Source organism: Actinotignum sp. UMB0459, from assembly GCF_051905915.1.
Classification (GTDB): Bacteria; Actinomycetota; Actinomycetes; order Actinomycetales; family Actinomycetaceae; genus Actinotignum; species Actinotignum sanguinis.
In genome coordinates this window covers 20,781-43,847 of record NZ_JBQAIK010000019.1, presented here as the reverse complement: position 1 = coordinate 43,847, position 23,067 = coordinate 20,781, and the positions used below count along the sequence as shown (strand labels likewise).

General features: G+C 61.8%; 14 protein-coding genes. 7 read left to right on the top strand and 7 right to left on the bottom strand.

Translation table 11 applies throughout. The features are described 5' to 3' along the window. Positions 1–135: 135 nt before the first annotated feature. Positions 136–1,245, top strand: a complete 1,110-nt coding sequence (locus ACTFPK_RS07730; RefSeq protein WP_439911401.1) for a sensor histidine kinase — start codon at positions 136–138, stop codon at positions 1,243–1,245. Further along, on the top strand, positions 1,242–1,913 hold the full coding sequence (locus ACTFPK_RS07725) for a response regulator transcription factor (protein WP_274732748.1): 672 nt from the start codon (positions 1,242–1,244) through the stop codon (positions 1,911–1,913). The genes ACTFPK_RS07730 and ACTFPK_RS07725 overlap by 4 nt, the downstream gene beginning before the upstream one ends. 31 nt (positions 1,914–1,944) lie before the next feature. Here ACTFPK_RS07725 and ACTFPK_RS07720 read toward each other — a convergent pair whose 3' ends face one another. Further along, positions 1,945–2,541, bottom strand: a complete 597-nt coding sequence (locus ACTFPK_RS07720; RefSeq protein WP_274732747.1) for a DsbA family oxidoreductase — start codon at positions 2,539–2,541, stop codon at positions 1,945–1,947. A gap of 178 nt (positions 2,542–2,719) precedes the next feature. Here ACTFPK_RS07720 and pepN point away from each other — a divergent pair, with 178 nt between their 5' ends. Next, the gene (gene pepN, locus ACTFPK_RS07715; RefSeq protein WP_126135525.1) at positions 2,720–5,272 is read left to right on the top strand and encodes an aminopeptidase N; all 2,553 of its coding nucleotides are present in this window, start codon (positions 2,720–2,722) and stop codon (positions 5,270–5,272) included. Positions 5,273–5,534: 262 nt separating this feature from the next. Then, on the top strand, positions 5,535–6,671 hold the full coding sequence (locus tag ACTFPK_RS07710) for a hypothetical protein (protein WP_274732745.1): 1,137 nt from the start codon (positions 5,535–5,537) through the stop codon (positions 6,669–6,671). Positions 6,672–6,854: 183 nt separating this feature from the next. Here the strand turns inward: ACTFPK_RS07710 and ACTFPK_RS07705 are convergent, their stop codons facing one another. The 4 genes from ACTFPK_RS07705 to ACTFPK_RS07690 form a co-directional block, all read right to left on the bottom strand. Then, positions 6,855–9,344, bottom strand: coding sequence for a LacI family DNA-binding transcriptional regulator (locus tag ACTFPK_RS07705; RefSeq protein WP_274732744.1), 2,490 nt, complete (start codon positions 9,342–9,344; stop codon positions 6,855–6,857). A 162-nt stretch (positions 9,345–9,506) separates the two neighbouring features. Further along, positions 9,507–10,826 carry a sugar porter family MFS transporter gene (locus ACTFPK_RS07700; protein ID WP_274732742.1) on the bottom strand — a complete coding sequence of 440 codons (1,320 nt, stop codon included), beginning with the start codon at positions 10,824–10,826 and terminating at the stop codon, positions 9,507–9,509. 277 nt (positions 10,827–11,103) lie between these two features. After that, positions 11,104–13,260: a 4-alpha-glucanotransferase gene (gene malQ, locus ACTFPK_RS07695; RefSeq protein WP_274732740.1), complete on the bottom strand. Its 2,157-nt coding sequence runs from the start codon at positions 13,258–13,260 to the stop codon at positions 11,104–11,106. A 210-nt stretch (positions 13,261–13,470) separates the two neighbouring features. After that, positions 13,471–14,823 (bottom strand): MFS transporter, encoded by a 1,353-nt coding sequence (locus ACTFPK_RS07690; protein WP_274732738.1) that lies wholly within the window; start codon positions 14,821–14,823, stop codon positions 13,471–13,473. Between the two features lie 218 nt (positions 14,824–15,041). Here ACTFPK_RS07690 and ACTFPK_RS07685 point away from each other — a divergent pair, with 218 nt between their 5' ends. After that, the gene (locus ACTFPK_RS07685; protein ID WP_274732737.1) at positions 15,042–16,697 is read left to right on the top strand and encodes a SulP family inorganic anion transporter; all 1,656 of its coding nucleotides are present in this window, start codon (positions 15,042–15,044) and stop codon (positions 16,695–16,697) included. Positions 16,698–16,719: 22 nt separating this feature from the next. Here the strand turns inward: ACTFPK_RS07685 and ACTFPK_RS07680 are convergent, their stop codons facing one another. Further along, a complete protein-coding gene (locus ACTFPK_RS07680) occupies positions 16,720–17,877 on the bottom strand; it encodes an MFS transporter (protein WP_274732736.1) in 1,158 nt (385 codons plus the stop codon). 254 nt (positions 17,878–18,131) lie between these two features. On the opposite strand from ACTFPK_RS07680, the gene ACTFPK_RS07675 reads away from it, so the two are divergent. After that, positions 18,132–18,830: a TetR/AcrR family transcriptional regulator gene (locus ACTFPK_RS07675; RefSeq protein WP_274732734.1), complete on the top strand. Its 699-nt coding sequence runs from the start codon at positions 18,132–18,134 to the stop codon at positions 18,828–18,830. Here the strand turns inward: ACTFPK_RS07675 and ACTFPK_RS07670 are convergent. Further along, the gene (locus tag ACTFPK_RS07670; protein ID WP_274732732.1) at positions 18,827–19,903 is read right to left on the bottom strand and encodes an LPXTG cell wall anchor domain-containing protein; all 1,077 of its coding nucleotides are present in this window, start codon (positions 19,901–19,903) and stop codon (positions 18,827–18,829) included. The two genes, ACTFPK_RS07675 and ACTFPK_RS07670, sit on opposite strands and share 4 nt — an antisense overlap. A gap of 391 nt (positions 19,904–20,294) precedes the next feature. On the opposite strand from ACTFPK_RS07670, the gene ACTFPK_RS07665 reads away from it, so the two are divergent. Continuing rightward, positions 20,295–23,045 carry a DNA methyltransferase gene (locus ACTFPK_RS07665; protein ID WP_274736481.1) on the top strand — a complete coding sequence of 917 codons (2,751 nt, stop codon included), beginning with the start codon at positions 20,295–20,297 and terminating at the stop codon, positions 23,043–23,045. Positions 23,046–23,067: the final 22 nt, after the last annotated feature.

Below are 23,067 nucleotides of genomic sequence, written 5' to 3'. Positions count from 1 at the left end.
GCCGCGGAAGAGCTTCGCGACCGCTATGCTCGTTCTATGGCCCCATCCCCCGCCGCGTCGTCTCCCACAGTCTCATCGACCACCGCCGCGCCGCGGACCTCCGCGCCGTCCCCAGCTAGCCATTATCTAAATCGCATGTGGCGCACCGCCAACCAGATACCGGCAGCCCCCACCACTCGCCGCGAGCGCCTGACCATGCTCTTCGGCAGCGGGATCTGGCTCATCTTCCTGGTCTTTCCTTTCGCTGGAGTTCTCTTAACGCCAAGTCTCACTCCACTTGAGCGCGGCCTCGGTTACGCGGGAATCTGTGGGTTTGGACTGACATATATTCTGATTTTCCAATTTCCGGATATGCGTCCCTCGTGGCCCCGCTGGGTATCCCTAACGTTATGGAGCATTCCGCTGCTTGCCTGCGCGGCACTTATCCACCCTTTCCCCTTTGGCTTCGCCTACACGGCACCTTTCTTCGCGGCAATATGGATTTTTTCGCTCCCGCTCATACCCGGGATTCCGTGCGGGCTTCTCTGTTTCGCGGGCGGAGCGGCGGCCCATATCTTGGCGCCGTATGATTTCGTGTGGGCAGCGTTTCTGGGCAGCATTATTATCCCAATGATCCCCATTCTCATCTCTCGCTTGCTGGAAGAATTTGCCGCGCGGTCGGCACGGATGCGCGCAGAGCTCATCCTTTCGGAGCAACGCTCCGAGCTGGCCTCCGTGGTTCATGATGTGCTGGGGCATTCGCTGACCGCCATCACCGTGAAAACTCAATCGGCCTCGCGACTAATGGAGACCAACCCGGATGCGGCGCGTGCCGAATTAGAAGAAAGTCTCAAAATTTCGCGCGATGCTATCGACACGGTGCGGGCCACCGTGACCGACCTGCGCCAGCCCACTCTTGATGCTGAGCTGGATTCCGCCTGCGCACTGCTCCGTTCCGCGCGTATCGCCGCGCATGTCACGCCTCCCCCGGAACTTCCCCTCCTCACCGCCCAGCTTTTCGCGTGGGTGGTGCGGGAAGCGGTCACGAATACGGTGCGCCATTCGGGTGCGCACACCTGCACCATCACTATTGAGGACAGGGAGAGTGGCACGCGCTTGCGGGTGGAGGACGACGGCGTAGGTATCCCCGCGGAAACTTCGGCAGGTACCGGACTGACCGGACTGCGCGAACGTGTTGAAGCTGCTGGTGGGACCCTATCGATCACCCGGCTAGAACCGGGAACTCGCGTGGAGGTACGGCTATGACTGGTAGTACGGGAATAAGCAACGGGGCGTGGGCAACCGCCGATGCGCAGGCGGCGGGTACGCCCATCCGAGTAGTTATCGCTGATGATCAGCGGATGGTGCGCGAAGGATTGGCGGCGCTCCTCAACTTGGAAAAAGACATCGAGATAGTGGCGCAGCTGGAAGATGGCAGCGCCGTCGTTCCCACCGTGGCGGAGACCGGTGCCGATATTGCGCTCCTTGATATTGAAATGCCGCATGTGGATGGAATCGCGGCGGCGCAAGCACTGCAGGAGGCGGGAAGCGACTGCGGCATCGTTATTGTGACGACGTTTGGGCGCGCCGGGTATTTGCAACGTGCCATGGCGGCCGGGGCGCGCGGTTTTGTTGTTAAAGATGCGCCGGCCGAGGAGCTCGCCGCGGCGCTGCGCACCGTTGCCGGCGGCGGCTATGCTATCGATCCGCAGCTAGCCGCGCAGGCATTGCAGATGGGACCCAATCCGCTCACCGAACGCGAGGGCGATGTGCTGCGCCTGGCGCTCAGCGGGGCGACCGTGAAAAGCATGGCGGCGCAGCTGTATCTATCGCAGGGGACGGTGCGTAATCACCTCTCGGCGGCTATCGGGAAAACCGGGGCGCGCACCCGCACCGAGGCAGCGCAGCTCGCCCGGGCCCGCGGGTGGATCTAAGAGAGCACCCGCGGGCAGAGCTGCGCAGTGGCTAGCTAAAAATTGGCCCCGTGGTGCGTGAGCGCTTGAGCTCGAAGAAACCGGGGGTGCGAGCCAGGGCGAGGCAGCCATCCCAGAGGGCGAGGGCGGCCTGCCCGTGCGGGGCCGGGGAGATGACGGGCCCGAAGAAGGCTGCGCCGTCGAATGAAATAATGGGCACGCCCACCTCATTGCCCACGAGGGCCAGCCCGGCCGCCACGCTCTCGCGTAGTGCGGCGTCGTAATGGGCGGCGTCGTTCAAATATTCGCTACCTTCACCGAGAGCCGCGAGCACTTCAGCGAGGATTTCGCGCCCCACGGGGCGCCGATCTTCGTGAATAGCCTGCCCCAATGCGGTGTAGAACTCGTCGAGTTTCTCGTTACCTTCGAGCTGGGCAATTTTCATGGCGACGAGCGCCGTTTCGCGCCCCTCCTCCACGTGAGCGCGGTACTCCACGGAAATATCTTTCCCCTCGTTGAGGATGGCGAGGGAGAAGGGGCGCCATGTGACGGTGAAATCGCGGGCGGCGGCGACCTCCGCGACCCAGCGGGAAGTAATCCACGTCCACGGACATGTTGCATCAAACCAGAATTCAACCTGAGTAGTCATGGTTCTATCCAAGCGTGAAAGCGGGCGCCGCGGGCCTCCTCGCGCCATAAGCGAAACTGGAACGGTGCGACAACGGCGCGACAACGGTGCGGCCGAAAGCGGGCACGGCGGGCACTGGCGCGCCAGAACCGGTAGGATTTCACGTAAATTGTGCTGAAAGCCAAGGAAAGGAAGCTTGATGGCCGGGACTAATCTCACCCGCGCAGAAGCTGCGGAGCGCGCACAGATCGTAGCGACGCAGAATTACCGCATTGAACTTGATCTAACCACCGGGGAGGAAACCTTCGCGGCGGTGACCGAAATTGATTTTGAAGCAACGCCGGGTGCCGATACGTTCCTCGACCTCATCGCGAAGTCGGTGGAGCGCGTGGTGCTCAACGGTGCGGAGCTCGACCCGGCCAGCTACCAGGATTCACGCCTGCCGCTGCCGAACCTGGCTGCACAGAATACGGTGCGGGTGGAATCCACCCAGTACTACTCGCGCACCGGCGAGGGCCTGCACCGCTACGTGGATCCGGCCGACGGTGAGGTCTACCTCTACTCCCAGTTTGAGGTGGCGGACGCGCGGCGGGTCTTCGCGAATTTCGAGCAGCCTGATCTCAAGGCGAATTTCACTTTCACGGTGACCGCGCCGGAAAACTGGAAGGTCTTTTCCGTCTCTCCCACCCCCGAACCGGTGGCGCTGGGAGAAGGCAAGGCCCGCTGGGACTTCACCCCCACCGAGCGCCTATCCACCTACCTGGTGGCGATTGTGGCCGGCCCCTACGAGGGTGTGGAAGGCGAGCCTTTCCATTCCATCGACGGGCGCGATATTCCGCTGGGTGTGTACGCGCGCAAGTCGCTGGCACCCTACCTGGATGCGGATGAGATTTTCACCATCACCCGCCAGGGATTTGACTACTACGAAGCTAATTACGGCCATCCCTACCCGTTCCGCAAGTACGACCAGGTGTTCTGCCCCGAATACAACGCGGGCGCCATGGAGCATCCGGGCCTGGTGACCATCGTGGAAACCTATGTGTTCCGCACCAAGCCCACCGGCGCGATTATCGACCGGCGTACCATCACCATCCTGCACGAACAGGCCCATATGTGGTTCGGTGACCTGGTCACCATGAAGTGGTGGGATGACCTGTGGCTCAACGAATCTTTCGCGGAGTTCATGAGCCACCTGGCCGCTGCCAATAACACCCGCTGGAAGGATGCCTGGACCACCTTCCTCGCATCTGAAAAGACCTGGGCGATCCAGCAGGATCAGCTTCCCTCCACCCACCCGATTGCCGCGGATATTCGCGATCTGGAAGATGTGCTCGTCAATTTTGATGGCATCACCTACGGCAAGGGTGCCTCCGTGCTCAAGCAGCTGGTGGCCTACGTGGGTCAAGAACAATTCCTGGCCGGGGTGCGTGCCTATATTGCTAAGCACAAGTGGGGCAATGCCACGCTCAGCGATCTGCTCACCGAACTGGAAGCGTCCTCCGGGCGTGACCTCAAGGAATGGACCCGGGTGTGGCTGGAAGAATCCGGTGTTAACACCCTGCGTCCCGAAGTCGAATCGAGCAGCGGGGTGATCGACCGCCTCACCGTGGTTCAGACGAACGACGCGAACTCCTCCCTGCGCCCGCACCGTATCCGCATTGCCGGGTATGACCTGGACGGTGACGCGCTGCGTTGCGTGAAGTCCGAATGGGTGGATATTGCCGGCGAACGCACCGAGATCGCCTCCTTCGCGGGTGCTGAACGCCCCGACCTCATCCTCCTCAACAGCCAGGATTGGGGTTACGCCAAGATCCGCTTCGATGCTGATTCCTTCCGGGTAGCGCTGGAGAACCTCGACAAGTTCGATAACCACCTGGATCGTTCCGTGGTGGTCTTCGCGGCGATGGATATGATGCGCGACGGCGAGCTCGATGCGCATACCTACGCCGATATCGCCTTGGCAGTGCTGGCGGACGAAACCGATGGCACTGTATTGCGCGTGGTGCTCGGCTCCCTGCATTCCGCGGTTGAGCTGTACTCCAACCCGGCCACCCGCGCGGAGTTCGCCGCTGCCGTTTCCGAGCGTATTTTCGAACTGGCGCTCACCGCGGCACCGGGTTCCGACCGCCAGCTCCAGCTCATGGGTGCGGCGATGCGCCGGGCCGTGAGTGACGAGCAGCTCGCTCTTATTGCCGGGTGGCGCGACGGCGTGGCCGTTCCGGAAGGGTACGACGTCGACCAGGAAGTGCGCTGGAATATCCTCATCGCGCTGGCAGCGAATGGGCGGGCCGATCAGGCCGCCATCGATGCCGAATTCGCCCGCGATTCTTCCTCCTTCGGGCAGATTTTCGCGGCCCAGGCCGAAGGTGCGCTGCCTGATAGCGCGGCCAAGGAAAAGGTCTGGGAAGAAATTGTGCATCCGGAGACCAATACCCGCCAGCGCAACCTCGCCCTGGGCACCGGGCGATCCTCCGCGGAAAGCGTACGGGCGTACGCGGAGAAGTACTTCGCGGTTGCCAAGGAAATGTGGGATAACAACTCGGTGGAGATCGCCTCGAATATGCTCGAGTACGCTTACCCGGCCCAGCTGGCCGGCCGTACCGATCTTGGGGTTGACCTGCTGGCCCTCGGTCAGGAATGGCTGGCCACCACGGATGCTGCTCCGGCCTGCCGGCGCATCGTCTCCGAAGTGGTCGATGGTACCGCTCGCGCGGTGCGCAACCAGGAAGCCGACCGGAAGGCCGGGAACTAGGAGCTCTAGCTCTGGCAAGATAAGCCGCGTGCAAAGCGCATAAATCGGCGCGCGAGCAGGTTATACAAGCGCATGGCGCAAACGGTGGTGCGGGAACTCCTGATGGGTTTCCGCACCACCGCAGTTAACTGGTGTGCCACTGGCGCTAGTGTGTTCGCTTTCTTGAATATTTATATCGTCACACTTATTAATAGATTTTCATTAACTGCTTATAAACTTGTGGTGCGTACCGTATATATCCAAGGAAGAGGAAGGTACCCCGATGAAGCACCCGAGTTACCTGGCTGTTGCCGCCGCCGCGGCCACAGCCATTTTTATTCCCACCGTGGCACTTGGTGCCCCGGCCACACCGAACGCAACGACGAGCAATCTTTCCCGCATGGATGCGGACAAGGATAAGGTTGCACAAGATAAGGCCGCCGCGGAAGCCGAACTGGCTCGAGTAACTGCCGATCTCGCCGCCGAGCAGGCGAAGATTCCGCAGCTCGAAGAATCTCTTGCGGCCGCACGCCAGCGCTTGGCGGATCAGGAGGCACCGCTCGCCCCGCTCCTCGCACAGCAGCAGGAACTGACAACCGCATGCGGCAAGCTGGACACCGCCGTAGCCAGCCAGGAGGAAAAACTGGCCCAGCTGCGAACCACACTGAAAGAAGTTCAGGAAACCGAGTACGCCACCATTGATGAGAAAAACGCGCTGGTGGTCAAGCGGACAAAGATGCAGCAGGCCGGCGCGGATGTAACGGAGATCAGCGCTCAGATCGACGCCCTGGAAAAGAAGCTTGAGCAGCTGCGCACCCAACAGCAGCAGCTCAATACCCAGATTTATGCCTTGCAGCCGCTCGTTGAGGAGCTGCGGGCCGCGCAGCAGCAGTGCCCCGTTATGCAGGCTGAGCTTGCCCAGCAGATTAAGGATGCGCAGGCGGCGGCAGACCCGGCCCGCGCGGAGGTTGCCGAGCAGGAGAAAGCGCTGAGTGAGGCGCGCACCCGGGTGGCGACGCTCACCGAACGCGCCGCCGCGCTCAACAAGAAGATCGCGGAGCTCGCAGAGATCCTCGCGCGCCCGGTGCCCGCCCCGCCCTCGCAGCCCGACCGTCCGGTCCAACCGGGGCAGCCGGCCCCGTCTGTTCCGGCAGATCCGGCCCAGCCTTCCTCTCCCGTTGTTCCGACGACGCCGCCCGCCGGTCCGGCGGCCAGTCCGGCCGGCACCGGTGCCCCGGCCACGCCCACCGCACCTGCCGGGGCGGCAGCGAGCAGCACTCAGGCAGGAGCGGCGCCCCAGGCCACATCCCAGAAAAAGCAGCTTGCCAACTCCGGCGCTGAACTGGGTGGTGCCATCGGCGCGGCCGTTGTGCTTCTCGGGGCTGGCGGCGTGCTCATGACCCGGCGAGTGCGCGGCTAAGTAGCGGGCCAGCTATCCAGCAACCGCTGGATCCCCATCATGATAGAAGCGGCGGATACACACCGGTATCCGCCGCTTCTTCTATAGGAATGCTGGCGTTTTCACACCATACTGGCGCTTCCACACCACGCAGCTGCTTTTATGCCACGCGGCCATGTTTTACCCACGCGGCCGCGCCGTCCCTTAGCGCAAGGCGCGCGGGAGCCGGGCGCCGTCGTCGTTAAACGCGGAGAGCGGGTAGCACGTGACCTGAAGATCGCCGCTCACCTCCATCCGCACCTGCCCGCGCGGGTAAATGCGCTGGGTGAAGGAGGCGGTGTTCTCCTGGAAAAGCTCCACCAGAGAGCCGTCCATCCACAGCGAGGCCGGCGCGTTCACCGCCGCGGTGAAGAGTACTTCGTTCGTTTCCGAATCGCGCAGCGAGATGGTGCCGCTACCCGCCAGATCCAGGGAGAAGGAGTGCAGCTCGGGCAGTTCGGTCACGACCTCGCCTTCGCCTTCACGTAGCGCGAAAATTTCGGGGGCCGGCTGGGTCCACACCCGGCCCTCGGTGATACGCACCTGGCGCGGGTAGGTCAGCGCACCGTTGTAGCCCGAAGCGTCAATATCCGCGTCGGTGCGATCCGAACCTTCCCAGGTCCAGCCCCACGCAAGCACACGGTCCCCATCCACCACGCACTGGGGCGCGTAGAAGTCGGGCCCGGCGTCGAATTCACCGCCGGCGCGGGGCACGAAACGCGGGTATCCGGCGCTCATATCGAGATCGCCCACCAGGTAGGCCACACCCGTGAGATGATCCATGAGCGTTTCCGCTTCCACCCACTGGGAAACGATAAGCACCCACGCATCCCCCACCTGGATGAGCTGGGGGCATTCCCAGATGGAGGCCGGGGCGTAGATGGAGGCGAGCGGGTCGTCGCCCACCAGCAGGGTGTCCAGGTAGAGCCAGTTGCGCCAGTCGGAGCATTCGTAGAGGAAGATGACGGGGGTGCCGTCCTCGAAGCCGCCGCCGTGAATGGCGTAGGTTGTGCCCTCCACCTGGAAAATGAAGGGGTCGCGCATAGCGCGCACGTTTTCGATGGGCGGCATGGTGGCGACGACGCCGGTGGGCTCCCAGCCGCTCCGGTCGGCGTTTTCCTCTGCCAGGACCGTCACGGAGGGGCCATCCCCGCGGGTGACGGCGGTGTAGAGCAGCGATGATACCCCCTCGTGCACGGTGCCCACGCCGGACCAGCAGCCGGCCGAATCGGGCTGACCGGGGCGCGGCTTGAGGGCGATGGGCTGCGCCGTCCAATTGACGAGGTCGGCGGAGGTGGCATGCCCCCAGTGGATGTGGTCATGCCAAGGTGCCTTGGGGTTGTACTGGTAGAACATATGCCAGGTATCGCCCACCTTGTGGATGCCGTTGGGGTCGTTGACCCACCCGAAGTTCGGGCGCACGTGCAGGGCGGGGAAGAAACGGTCGGGGAAGTGATCGAGCTGTGTCATGATTGCCTCCTTTGTTGCGGGGGTTGGGGGCGGCGTGGCGGCCAGCGGGGAACGGCTGTGTCCCTCATCGTTGAGGAGGGCACGGTCGGGTACCCAGCCGGCGTGACGGCGCCCGTGGGCTGCGGCGTAGAGCCGATGTTGGTCGGTTCCCGCCGTTGAGCTTTCCTGCGGCGCCGTGGGGCAGCCGCAGCTCGGCCCGGTGATGACGGTGCAGGGCACCAGTCGGGTACGGTGCCGCGTAGCGGCGGCATCCGGTTCACCAAGCAGGCGGGTTATCTCGGTAATGGCGCGCTCGGCAACCTCTTCTACGGGGTCCACGGCGCGCAGGAATGATTGGGCTTCGGGCAGGTGGGAATCGTCGAAAACTGCCAGGCGGATATCGCGGCCGGGTACCAGCCCGCGGCGCCGTATCTCCGCCATGGCGGGCACGCACATGGCGGAGCTGCCCAGTACCAGGGCGTCAATATGGGCGCAGGAATCGAGTACCTGAGCGATCTGGCGGCGCAGCGCCCGCGGGGAGGAATGGGCCCCCACCAGCTGATGGCGGGTCACCCGGTGGCCCCGTTCCACCAGGGCCTCCTCGAAGCCGCGCATATGCTGCGAGCCGTTGGCGATGCGCCGGTCCGGGTAGAAGAGCACCGGGTAGCGCACCCCGTGGTCGAGGAGGTGTGCGGTGATATCGCGGATCCCCTGCTGGTAGTCCGTGCTTACCTGCGGAGCCACCACGGCGGGATCATTCCCGTTAACCACCGCGAAGGGGATGGCGTGGCGGCGCAGCCGGGGCAGCGAATGCCGGCGCCATCCGGGCACGGGGCTGATAATAACCGCGTCCAGACGGTGCGCGATGAGGGCGCTGAGCGCCGCTTCTTCGGTATGCACATTCGCCCCGGTATCCAGCAGGAAGGGCACCAGGCCGGCGTCGGTGGCCTGGCGGGCAAGCTCCAGGGCCACCGCCGTGCCCCCGGCGTTACCCAGCAAGGTTCCCACAATGGCGATTCCGGGCGACGCCCCGGCACGCAGGGAGCGGACGGTGCGCGGGCTGGAGTACCCCAGTTCCGCCGCCGCTTCAAGGACCCGCATCCGGGTGGATTCGGCCACCCGCCGGGTTCCGTTGAGCACGTGGGACACCGTGGTGATCGACACCCCGGCGCGGCTCGCCACGTCTTTCATCCCTACGCCCGCCATTGTTCCTCCTTCTTATTTTTTACGACGACGCCGGCGGCCCGCTGCGCGGCCCGCGCGCACCTGCCCGCGCGCCACTCGGACGGCGCACGGTGCGCACACGGTGCGTGGGCACCGTACCTGGCGCGGGGCGCACACGGTGCGCCGCCGTCAGCGCCGTCCGGGCTATACGTCTTCGAGAAGAGTTCCCTTCGTCTCCGGCATCATAGTCCGTGACCAGATGACCGCGCCGAGCATGCACGCAGCGTAGAAGAGGAATGTGAAGGTCATCGAGGCTTGGAACATCACCGGGAACGTGCCAGAAATGATCGCGGCAGACACCCAGTGGGCGGCCGAACCAACGGCCTGCCCGTTCGCACGGTGGGCCGGCGGGAAGATCTCCGAGATGAAGACCCACAGTACCGAACCAATACCAACCGCGAGCGCGGCGATGAACACGATGATGAGCACCAGCACAATAATGCCGGTGGTAGTGGACAGTTCCGAGCCGTTGAAATAGAAGATTCCGGCGATAGCCAGCAGGGCCACCAGGTCAATGCCCGCACCGAGCGTGACCAGCGGGCGGCGCCCCACCTTATCCACGAGGGAGCGCCCCAGCAGGGTGAAGGCCAGGTTGGTCAGCCCCACCAGGATGGAGGAAGCGAAGGCGGCATCGCCGGCGATACCGGCCGACTGGAGCAGGGACGGTGCGTAGTAGAGCACCGCGTTGGTGCCCGCGAACTGCGAGAAGAAGGCAATGAGGATGGCCATGGTGATGGGGCGGGCGGTGCGCTTGGAGAAGAAGGGCTCCGTTGCCGCGGCGTGCGGAGCAGCATTATGCATATTTTCCATCACCTGAGCGGCCTCGTGCTTGCCCCACAGGTCTTCCATCACACGCAGGGATTCGGCGTCGCGCCCGCGGGTGTAGAGCCAGCGCGGGCTTTCCGGGATGAAGTAGCACACCGCGAGGAAGATGAGTGAGGGTACCGCCTGAATACCGAGCATCCAGCGCCAGCCCAGTTCCACCGGCATCATCTTGACGATGATGTAATTGGAGAAGTAGGACACCACAATGCCGATCACGATATTGAGCTGCACCGTGGCCACCAGTTTTCCGCGCCGGGCCGCTGGGGAAATCTCCGCCGTGTAGAGCGGGGCAATCACCGAGGAAGCCCCCACTGCGATCCCGCCAAGCATGCGGAAGATGAGGAAGAAGACCCAGCTATTGGCCACCGCCACGCACACCGAGGTGATGAGGTAGAGGGCCGCCACGCCTTTGAGCACGGGGCGCCGGCCCCATTTATCGGCCGGAATGCCACCGAAGAGGGCCCCGATAATGGTGCCGATCAAGGCGCAGGACACCGTGAAGCCCAGCTGCCCGGCACTCAAATCCCATTTATCTTGGAGCGCTGCCGTGGTTCCGGAAATCACCGCGGTATCGAAACCGAAGAGGAAGCCACCGAGTGACGCGGCGGTGGCCGAAAATGGTACGAGATGTTTTTTCATGTTCTCTCCTCACCGTTGAGAATGCTAATCGTGGCCGGTGCGGAGACGGTGGGAACGGTGCGCTTCCATTGCGCCTCATCCTCCCCTGCCCCGTACCCCATTCCCCACTCAGGGACGAGGCAGACCGGCCGGTGCATTCACTCTAAGAAGAAGTGCTGGCAACAGATAGGCCCGTCTCCTAAAATTTGCGCAAATTTTAGGAGACGGGCCTAGCTGCGTCGTCGTACCTTTAAAGCCAGTCGCACAACCGCTTGTTCTAGCGAGCCACCTTAGCCGCTTAGCCGCGCGGGTGACAGCGCTCATATTCCGCCGTATACGCGGCGATAAGGGAGCGCAGCCGGGGGTGCTCGCCCAGGTCCTCGGTGAGCACCACATTTTCGGTGCCGTCCGCCAGCGGAATCTTCCAATTCGGGTACTCGGTATCCGTGCCGGGCTGGTTTTGGGTGCGCCGCTCGCCCACCGCATCCACCAGCGCAATGGCCTGCAGCTGGGCGGGGGTGCGGGCAATATAGCAGTGCATCGCCTCAATGAGCTCGCGCTCGGTAGGATCACCATTCTCCAGCAGGCCGCAACCGCACAGGGTCTCGATAAGTACCTGGCGCTCGCGGCGGGCTTCTTCGCGCACCTGCTCCACCGGCTCCACCAAGATATTCAGGGAGGCGCGCAGATCCACGTGTTCGCCGGCTAGGTAACCAGCCAGCGGGGGCAGGTCGTGAGTATCCACCGTGACCAGGGAAGCGCTGCGGTAATGTTCGGGGGCGCGGAAGGATTCCCCTTCCTTTTCGAAAAGCATTACGGAGGTGCCGAAAATCCCGCGTTCGGTGAGGAAATCACGCACCCAGGGCTCCACGTTGCCTAAGTCTTCCCCGATGAGGAAGGTCCCCGAACGCACCGCTTCCAGCATAAGCACCCCGATGAGCGCTTCGTGGTTGTAGTAGACGTAGGTGCCGTCCACCGGCTTATTGCCCGCCGGAATCCACCACAAACGGAAGAATCCCATCACGTGGTCGATGCGCAGCGCGCCGGCATGGCGCATAACGGTGCGGGCCATATCGCGCACCGGGGCGTAATGCTGGCGATCCAGCTCCACCGGGTTGAAGGGCGGCGGGGACCAGTCTTGGCCGAGCTGGTTGTACATATCGGGCGGGGAACCCACGCTCACCCCGCTCGCGAAGGCATCCGGGTTGGCCCAGGCGTCCGCGCCGCAGGCCTGCACCCCTACCGCGAGGTCGTGCACCACGCCGATGCCCATACCGGCATCGCGCGCCACCTTCTGGGCGGCCTCCAGCTGCTGGTCCATCACCCACTGGCACCAGCAGTAGAAATCGATACGTTCGCTCAGCTCAGCGCGTTCGCGGCGCGCCGCCAGGGTATCGGGGCGCTCGCACGCGGCGGGGAAATGCTTGCCGTAGCGTTCATACATGGCGCACCAGAAAGCGAAATCTTCCAGGCCCTGCCCTTCGGCGGCACGGAAAGCATCGAAATCGGCCTGGCGGGCGTGGCTGCGCGGCTCGCGGTAAATCACTTCGAGGGCGCTGCGCTTGGCTTCCCAGCAGGCACTGCGATCCAGCAGCGTATTGTGCAGCGAGGATTCCTTGGGGGCCTGCCCCGCCCACGTGACCATGGAGCGCTTGCCGGAGTCCATATAGGCCACTTCGCGGATATCCTCCGGGCGGATGTAGAGGGGGTTGAAGAAGCGGCGCGACGTCGGCAAATACGGCGAGTTGGTGAGCTGCCCGCACGGTTCGGCGGCGTGCAACGGGTTAATAAGCACGAATTGCGCCCCCAGCCCGCCGAAAAGCGAACCGAGTTCGGCCAGATCCGCGGTGTCCCCCGTCCCCCAGGATTCACGCGAACGCACCGAGTAGAGCTGACTCATCACGCCCCAGCCGGCCACGCCCCTGTCGGCCGGCGCGGGCAGGCGCGCGGGCACCACGATAAGCGCCCCGCTGTGCCAGGTGGCGGCCTCCTCCCCCGCGGCCGGCGGGGTCACCTTAGCGCGCACCGTATGGTAGCCGAGCGGAAGATTGCCCGGGATCACGAAGGCGGCGCGGCCGATCATGGCGCCGTCGATGAGGCGCGGCAGTTCAAAATCTTCAGCCTGGACGGCGGGAAGTTCCCCGCCGTCTTCCAGTTCGTAGGTGAGGGTAACGGCGGCACCGTGCGGCACGTGCACGCGGATGATCTGCTCATTTCCTTCGCGCACCACCGTGGTGGCGGGCAGCACGTGGCGCCATTCGCGGCTATCTACCGTGTCCAGCGCCGCCTGCGCCGCTTCCGGAGTGGAGGTGTCAATCCCCATGGCCGCGAGCACCGCGACGAGCGTATCGGCATCCACCGTCACGTATTCGCCCGCGAAACTCCAATAGTGCGTTGCCACTCCGTATGCATCAGCGATGCGGTTGAGCATATCTTGCGGTGGTGAACCCGCCATGGTTCCCTCCTTGTGTCTCCCCGTGTGTCCCCGGTTGCTCGCCTCCGGTGGCGAGCCCGGTTACTAGAATATCTGCTCTCTTGCCTTTGCGTGGAATCTGGCGCCGTGGCGGGAATGGTGCGACGACGGCGCCAGCTGGCGCCCCTCCCCTGAGCCGCGCACGGACTCGCCATCGCGGTATTTTTCGGGTGTGAAAATTCGGGCCCCGCCTCACGCTGTTCGCGCGGGGTAGGTGCGGCGGAGGTAGCCGAATGCGAAGACGATAGCCACCGCGATGAGCAGCCATGTTAGTGCGTAGGGCAGCGCGAATACCCCCTGATGCGCTGTGAAGGCTGTGGCGACGATAGAGGTGGTGAGCGGTATGAACATGGTGGAGGCGAGGGATTCTACGATCACCGCCGAGCTTGCCATGGTCTCGATGGTGATGCCGTCGGGGACGTCGGGGTCATCGAAGAAAATATTGAGGGTGTCCAGGTACGCAATTCCCATTCCGATCCCGGCAATGGTCCATACGGTGCAGAACACCGCGGTGGGTGATGCGAGGTGCCACCCGGAGAAAATCCAGGCCGCGAAGAAGAGTGCCGCGAGCGCGATGCAACCGAGTCCGCTTATCACGCGGAGTCGATATCCGCGCCGGGTGGTGGCCGGTTTGATGCCGCAGAACACGCCCACGATGGCCCATCCGAGGCCGCCACCCATGATGATGACGCCCAGCGCATCCGGGCCGGCCCGGTAAAGGTCATGCGCCGTGAGAGAGACGAGTTCATTTCCGGCAAAATACCCTCCGGTGAGGAAGAGCATGCCGGCAAGGGCGGCGCGGCGGGGTGTTGCGCGCGTGAAGGTGCCCTGCGGCATGAGGAGCACGGCCACGTAGCCGAGCACCGCTACCCCCGTCACCATGAGCACGATCTTGAGCGCACCCGCCGCGGGGAGCACCGTTATTCCCACCCCCACGATGATGAGGAGGAGCGCTGTAACGGAGAAGGGCGATTTTTTACGTTCCCCTTCGGTTGTGAGATTGAGGGCGATAACGAAGCGGGCTACCAGCAGGAGCGGGAGGTAGAGCAGCATGGCCCAGCGCCAGGACAGCAGGTGTGTCACCCACGCCGCGTAAGCGGGGCCCAGCACGGAAGACACCACCCAACTGGCGGAGGAAAAAGCTAGGGTGAGCCGCCGGGCGCGCCCGGAGAGTCCGAGCGCCACCGCCCCGATGGAGGTCATCGCCAGGGTGGAGCCCGCCAGGCCCCGGATCACCGCCCCGCCAAGGTAGACCGAGATATGCGGTGCCGCCGCACTGGTGCAGGCTCCCACCACCAGGAATACCGTGGCTCCCATGAGGAGGCGCGGTAGCCGAATCCGATTCATGAGCGCCGCCCCGATGGGTAGTCCCGCCATGGAGGACATTGCGGATACCCCCATGATGACGCCGTAGAGGTGTTGCGCGTGCAGGTCCTTCGCCAGGATCGGCAAAATCAGCTGATTGAGGTAGGTCTGCATTCCCCCGATAAGTTCGAGGACGATCACGGCAATGGCAATAACAAGCCCGGCGCTTCGCTTTTTCATGGCCTTACTTTAACGGCGTGAAGAACAAAAAGATACGGGAAGCCGCATCACAATACCGTCTCAAAATATGGACAACTGTGCTATGGTGGCTTCGTTCGACCACACGCATCTTGACGCCCACCCGTGCACCCTCGCACTATTTGAGCGCCAAAATCTCCACATATGCGCGATACGGCCTGTTCAGATGCTGAGATTATGAAAGGTTTCTGAAGGTTTCCGTGCCCGCTATTGTTACGCACCTGCGTTCCCTCCTGCCCTGCGCCGCTGACCTGCGCGCCACGAAAAAATACTGGCGTCAAGATATCGCTGCCGGCATCACGGTGGGGATCGTGGCCCTCCCCCTCGCCTTGGCTTTCGCTATTTCCAGTGGACTCAGCGCGGAGGCCGGCCTCATTACCGCGATTGTGGCGGGGATTATCGCCGCGGTTTTCGGTGGTTCCAACTATCAGATTTCTGGACCCACCGGCGCCATGGCGGTGATCCTTGCCCCCATCGTTGCCGCGCACGGCGCACGGGTGGTGCCGCTCCTATGCCTCATGGCGGGACTCATGATTCTGCTGGCCGGGGTGCTGGGTTTGGGCCGCGCCGTCTCCCTCATCCCCTGGCCGGTGATCGAGGGTTTCACGGTGGGGATTGCCGCTATCCTTTTCTTCCAACAGGTGCCCAATATTATCGGCGTGGAGGCGCGGGCAGGCTTGAGCACCCTACCAGCGGCTTTCGAAGCACTCACCCGAATAACTCCGACAACGGCGCTCACCACGGGGCTGCTCTGCCTGACCGCCGTCATCATTATCGCGGCATGCGCGAAGATCTCGAAGAAGCTGCCCGGTTCCCTTATCGCGGTCGTGATAGTGAGCGTGGGCGCCTGGGGCGCCGGCCTCACGGTGCCGTCCATCGGCACCATCCCCGCTGCTCTCCCCGCCCCAGTCGTCCCCGAAATATCCGTGGGCCTGCTCAGCGCGCTGGCGCCGGGCGCGCTGGCGGTGGCGGCACTGGCGGGTATCGAGTCGCTGATCTCCGCGCGGATCGCGGCGGGGATGGTGCGCGGCGGCAGTTATTCGCCGGACCGGGAACTGGTGGGCCAGGGCCTAGCGTCGGTGGGCTGCGGACTTTTCGGTGGGATGCCGGCGACGGGCGCCATTGTCCGCACCGCTGTGAACGTGCGCTCGGGTGGGCGTTCGCGCCTGGCCGCGATTATTCATTCGGCGGTGCTTCTCGGGGTGGTGTACGTGGCTTCCGCGACTGTTGCGGTTATTCCACTTTCGGTTCTTGCGGGTGTGCTGGCGGTTACCTGCTACCGCATGATTAATCCCGCCACGGTGCGTCAGGTGCTGCGTTCCAACCGCGCGGACGCCGCGGTTTTCGTTATGACGGCGATTATTACGGTGGGCCTGGATATTATTTGGGCGATCACCGTGGGAATTATTATTTCCGGCATTTTGGTGTTGCGGCGCATGGCCAACCGTTCAGGTATTTTCCGTGAAGATCTCCCCTCGGATCCGAAAATCGCTATTTTGCGCATTGACGGCACCATGTTCTTCGGTGTGGGTGACCGTATCGAGCGTGAAATTCCGCGCCTGGCGGGAGTGGATGTGGTGATTTTGCGGCTTTCCCGAGTGGGGATCGTGGACGCAACCGGGGTGCGCGCTCTGGCGCAGGTGGTAGATCGCTTGGTAGATGCCGGAAATACCGTGCTGGTCAAGGGTTTGCCCACGCAGGTGCAGGAGATGGCCCAGCGCATGGAGCTGGGCCAACTCAGCATCGACGATTATCTTTTCGCGGATATGGACAACGCCCTGGCGCAGGCTCGCCAGATCGTGGCCGCGAACGGCGGCGCTGACCCAAGCGGCCGTTTCCGCGCGGTTGCGGAATAGGTACGACGACGCCGCCTACCCCCTACTGCCTAAACGAAGGGTGCACCGTACTCATAAGAATGCCCAGTGCCAGCAGCACCACGCAGACCACAATCGGGAGCCACGGTGCGATGCCGTAGAGCGCCGTGGAGCCAACGGGGGCCAGCACGTAGGCCATCCCGTTATTGGCGTTGATGAGCCCGGCCATGCCGCCCTGTTCATGCGGTTCCATCTTCAGGGTGGGCGCGGTGTTATAGCCCGGCATCGCCAAGCCGGAACCAAAGCCCGCCAGAACGCAGGCCACTACGAAGACCCACAGGTGCGTCGGGTAGAGCAGCAGCGCCACTGCCACGAAGAAAATGATCAGGCCGCGGCGGAAGAGCTGCACCGCGCTCCAGCCGAGCCGCGGCGCCACCCCGGCCTGGGCAATAATCATGACCACTCCCATAATGGACATGCACAAGGCCGTGAACCCTGCGGTGGCCGCAGCCTCCAGTCCCAAGGCATCTTGAAGCAGGAAGCCGAATACGGTGGTCAGGGTGGAAAATACCGTGAACATGAGGAAACCGCAGGCCAGGAAGGCAAATGCCCGCGGGTCAAAATAGCTAACTTTGGCGGGTTTCTCCACTCGCTTTTCACCTCGGGTGGGTGTGAAGGTGAGGAGCAGCACCGCAATTCCCGCCAGAATCATGAGTGGCATAACCACGAGTGGCAGCATGAATCCGCCGAGGGCCGCCAGGCTCCCGCCCACCAGCGCGCCAAGAATGGTGGCGAAGCCTTGTGCGGCACCGAGCATACCCACGCCTTTGACTCGCTGCGCCTCACTGTGGGTATGGGTGATGATGTAGGTCTGCGCGGCTGGTGTAATGGCGGCGATGGATCCGCCGTAGAGGAGCCCCCGGGTAAACACCACCCCGATCACCAAGGCACTTCCAGCAAGCGCACCTTGAAGCCCGAACCAGGCCACTACCACGAAGGCTGCCAGTGCCGTGGCAGCGCCGAGCATGCCCGTCACCAAGATGGGGCGGGTGCCCCGCCGTAGGGATACTCTCCCCCAGGTGGTTGAACTGAGCGAGAGCACGATGGCAGCCAGGGAGATCGTCGCCCCAATATGCCATTCCTGCAAACCGATTTCCCGCGAGAGCGGAGCAATAATCGGGTTGAGAATCATCTGCCCCATATAGGCCAGCAATACAGCCAAAAATAGCGGGAATAGACCCGGTATCTGGTTCTTTTTCGATGCAGATTGAGATGTTGATCCGCGCCCCGTTTCCGGCTTTAGCTCAGATTCTGATCGCGATTCCGATACCGGTTCCGATCCTGATTCCCATGCCGAGTGCGGGTGAGCATTAGCTTCGGTCATAGCAGTTCCCTTTCAGACGTTATGAGTGAACTGCACACACACTAGAACACTGTTCTAGTAGTGTCAATGCCGTGTGGCGATATGCTGGATATATGCACGCTACATCCGTGAATACCGGCAGGCGCGTCGGCCTGAACCAGGATAAAATTCGCCGGGTCGCTCAGTCCCTGACCCGCGAACGCGGCATAGAAAATTGGTCAATTCGCGATTTAGCACTTGAGCTCAAGGTCTCGCCCTCGGTGATCTACCATTACTTCGCGAATCGGGATGCCATTATTGATGCCGTTATCGCGCAGCTCATTGGCTCCATCGCTCTACCCGAAAAAAGCCTGGAGTGGAAAGAGTGGTTTATGGCGCTGGCTACTAACGCCCGGCCCGTGCTGCTGGAGCATCCTGGGGTGACCGAGCGGATGATGCATGGTAATTTCAGTGCGGAGATGCTGCCGCTACTTGAGGCTTCTTTCGAAAAATTGCACGAGGCCGGTTTCCATCACCACGCCCCGCAGGCCTACACGATGATTATCAATACGATTTTGTGGGCGATTACGGCGAGGAATTTGCGCAGCCCTACCCGCCGGGAGCAGCGCCACGACCTGGGCCGCATGGTGGCGCAGGCCCAGCCCCTGGCCGCAGGCTCGGCCGCGCTCACCGATATGCTTGATAACTACCTGCTGCCCCTCACTGATCCTCAGAACGAGAACCAGATGAGCCAGGAGTACTTCACCATCATGGTGAGAGCACTCCTGGTCGGCCTGGAAGAAACGCTACTCCCCCGCGAAAGCAGCAACTAGCGCCAGCGACGCCGAGCTCCTAGTACTCCGCCCATACCGAGGAGCACAAGAAGGGCCGCGAGGAAGGCGGTTTGGGAACCATGAGCGGCCCCGGTTGCAGGCAGTTCCCGCGCCGGCATTCCACTCGCGTGCGGCGTTGGGGTGACCGTGAGCGTAGGAGTCGCGCTCGGCGTCGGAGAAGGCTCTGACGTAGGTCTACCACTTGACTCCGGCGTCGGCGAGGTACGAGGAGTTTCTGTCACGGAAAGCGTCGGAGAAGGCTCGGGATCCTCCGGTTCGCCCTCCTCTTCTTCCTCTCCGGGGCTCGGTTCTGGCTTCGGATCATCATTGTGCGGTTGAGGCGGGCACAGATCGCTCTCAACGAGCGTGAGATTGCTGACGACGTCACTACCGCTCGGTCCTGTTGCGATGACACTGACCGTTTGCCCCGCTTTCGCATCGGGAACGGGAATAGTCATATTCGCATCCCCCGAGGTCACCGGCTTCTCCAACAGCGGCTTGCCCGCTAACGTCACTTGATACTCCGGCATGCGGCTCGTGAGGTGCGGAGCAACCTGTGCGATGAGTTCCCAGGAACCCGATCTCGTTTCCCTACCAAGGACCTCAACACTTACCAGAGAATCGTCCAGCTGCGATGCGCGAGTAATATCCAGCTCACTCGAGCAATCAAAACGCTGAGTTGAACCAAGCGTAACCTTCGGATTACCTTCCTCATCCTTAAAAGTGAAATGTTCTATTGTCGGATTTGCCGGCACCCATCTACAGTTATAACTGTTATTGACACGCACCTTCAAAAACGGAGCTGCGAAATGCGGACGCTTCAATTCTCCCGTAATCTTTACCTTGACTAACAAAGAAAAGTGAAACTTTAACTCCGTTTCCGTCACCGATATCTGCGGCGTGCCCGCCACGCATTGCGAGCTAATAGAAATCTTCGAGGACTTCTCGACGTAGCCGCTACCTTGCTCCGTCTCGATGTCTGCGCCGACCGCGTGCGCGGCCCCGATCCCAAAACCACACAATCCACCAGCTACAACGAGCGTGGTGGCTATTCGTTGCAAAATCTTCTTCATGGCGATTTGTCGGGGAAACTAGCCCAGAATCACCCCCCCCCCCCGCAAGGAAGGCAACCCAAAGGATTACATCCTTTTTCTACACTATTGAGAAAGCAATTCTCAATATGTTTCTAAATATCTACACATGTGAACTTATCGACAACGTGCGGCAAATACCAGAAAAATCCAGGTAAACGCCCTAACACTTGCCCCGCCTATGTTTGCCATCTGCGTCACTCGCCCAGCCAGTACCACCAACCACTGAAAACTGAACAAGCCGGCCATAAAAGATGAACCAGTCCGATTGAGAGTCCGGGCCAGGTCGCGATCCCAGGGCCACCCCCTAAAATAGACCCATACCGCCCCGGCCGCTCTCTTGCGCCCGGGCCCGCCGTGAAAGGAGCCGCGCGTGGCATTGACCCTATCCACCATCGAGGAAAGCGTGCGCGCACTGGCCGGCCAGCCCAGCTACACTCGCGATTTCTTCTTTGATCTGCTACGCGCCTACGGCATCTCAAAATCTTCTATCGCCCGCCTGCGCTCCACCACCGCCAGCTCCATCAACGTCGCGGCAAATCCGGAACGCGAGGTCGTGTGGAAAAACAAGCTCTATATCAGCGAAACCACTGGTGACCTCGCCGCCGTGGCCCTTGAACTCAAAACCAGCGAGACCGCGATCCGCTACAACACCCGTTTCGTCATCGCCACCGATTACACCGACCTCGCCGCGTTCGACACGAAAACGGGCGATTCCCTCATTACCCCGCTCGCGCAGATCGACAAAAACGTCACGTTCTTCCTGCCGTGGGCAAATATGGAACGCCTCGACTTCACCTCGGATACCAAGGCGGACCGCCGCGCCGCCGAACACATGAGCAAGCTCTACGACGACCTGCTCGAGGCCAGCCCGGATATGCTCACCGACACCGCCTCCCGCCACGGCCTCAATATTTTCTTCACCCGTCTCCTCTTCTGTTTCTTCGCGGAGGACACCGGCATTTTCGCGCGCGGCCAGTTCACCAGCGCGATCGGCTCCTACACTCAGCGCGACGGCTCGGATACCGCGGAATTCTTGCGCACCCTCTTCCGCGCACTGGACACCCCCAGTCCCGCCGATAAACCCGTTTATTTGCAAGATTTCCCGTACGTCAACGGTCGCCTTTTCCGCATTAATAACGACGACGACGCCTCGCTGGCTGTCCCCCACTTCACCATGGCGGCCCGGGATTCCCTCTTGCGGCTCGGCACCTTGGATTGGTCGGAAATCAACCCGGATATTTTCGGTTCCATGTTCCAGGGGGTGGTCGATAAGCAGCAGCGCGCTAACCTGGGCCAGCACTACACCTCGGTGCCCAATATCTTCAAAACTATCCGCCCGCTCTTCCTGGATGAACTGGACAAAGAATTCGACGCCGCAGCCAACTCGGTCAAGAAACTACGGGCTTTGCTGGCTCGTATCCAAAGCATTAAGGTATTCGATCCCGGGTGCGGCAGCGGTAATTTCCTCGTCATTGCTTATAAGGCACTGCGCCAGCTCGAGCACCGCATCCTCGAACAGATCGACGCGATCTCCACCCGCGGCTCTTTCGGCGCAATCGGCAGTAAAACCGACGAAGAGGTCGGCCAAGGCTCCCTTGGCCTCACTTCTTCGGTCATCAATATCGAGAACTTCTACGGCATTGAGATCGACGACGTTTCTGCCGAGATGGCTGTTTTGGCACTCTGGCTGGCCAAACACCAAATGAATGAGGAATTCGCTGAGAAATTCGGCGTGGATATCCCCCTCATTCCCCTCAAGGAAACCGGGCATATTGTGCACGGCAACGCCACCCGCCTGGATTGGAACGAGGTGTGCCCCAATAACGGCACCGACGAAATTTATTTAATCGGAAACCCACCCTATGTAGGAAGTACCTACCAGACGAAGGATCAGAAGGATGACTTCGCCTATGTTTTCGATAGCGCGAAGTACCCGAAGAAACTCGATTACGTTGCCCTATGGTTCATTAAGGGCGCGAACTATATCCGGGGCACGAATGCCCAGCTCGCTTTCGTGACCACGAATTCCATTACCCAGGGCGAACAGGTCGCCCTCCTCCACCCTCATGTGTTCACTAATGGAATCGAGATCGGCTACGCCTACACCTCCTTCAAGTGGAGTAATAATGCCTCCCATAATGCCGGAGTCACCGTCGCCGTGATCAGCCTGCGCAATGAATCCTCGGAGCCGAAATATCTGTTCACCGGTCCGGTGAAAACCCCTGTCGAGAATATCAACGCCTACCTCATCTCTGGTAGCGATACCTACGTGACCGCACGTACCAAGGCTCTCTCCACTGCGCTTCCAAAGATGAGCTACGGCTCCAAACCCACCGACGGCGGCAACCTCATCCTTTCCGATCAGGAAGCGGAAAATTTACTCACTAGCCATCCCGAACTATCTGAAGTGATTAAGCAATTCGTGGGCGCCGATGATTACATCAATGGGAAAGACCGCTATTGCCTGTGGCTCACGGAGGAAAACCGGCACGAAGCAGCCAAGATTCCAGAAGTGAAGCGGCGCTTGGATCGTGTTTCCGCCATGCGTTCGGCCAGCACGAAGAAGCAGACGCAGGAATTCGGCGCTGTCCCATGGCGCTTCGTAGAGATCCGTTATAAGCCCACGGATTCGATTATCGTGCCTAGTGTCTCCTCCGAACGGCGTGACTATGTTCCTATCGGGTACCTGGGTCCGGACACCGTGATTTCAAACCTAGCGTTTGCGATTTACGACGCCGATCCCTGGCTGTTCAGCCTCCTCACATCAAGAATGCACATGGCTTGGCTACGTGCTGTCGGTGGCTATATGGGGACTTCACTCCGTTACTCGAATACCCTGGTCTATAACACCTTCCCCGTGCCAGAGTTATCGGCGTCGTCGCAAGAAGAACTCACAAAACGCGCGCTACGCGTACTCGATGTACGCGAATATCACTGCGAAAAAACACTCGCGGAACTCTACGACCCCGACCATATGCCACGCAATCTACGCGAAGCACACGAAAAAATTGACGAGGCAGTCGATAGACTTTATCGCAACAAGCCCTTTGCCTCTGACGAGGAGCGGCTGGCCGTGCTATTTGAGAAATATCAGCAGCTAGTCGCGGCGGAGGGAAAGTAAGCGTGGCGCGCGCCGCCGGGAG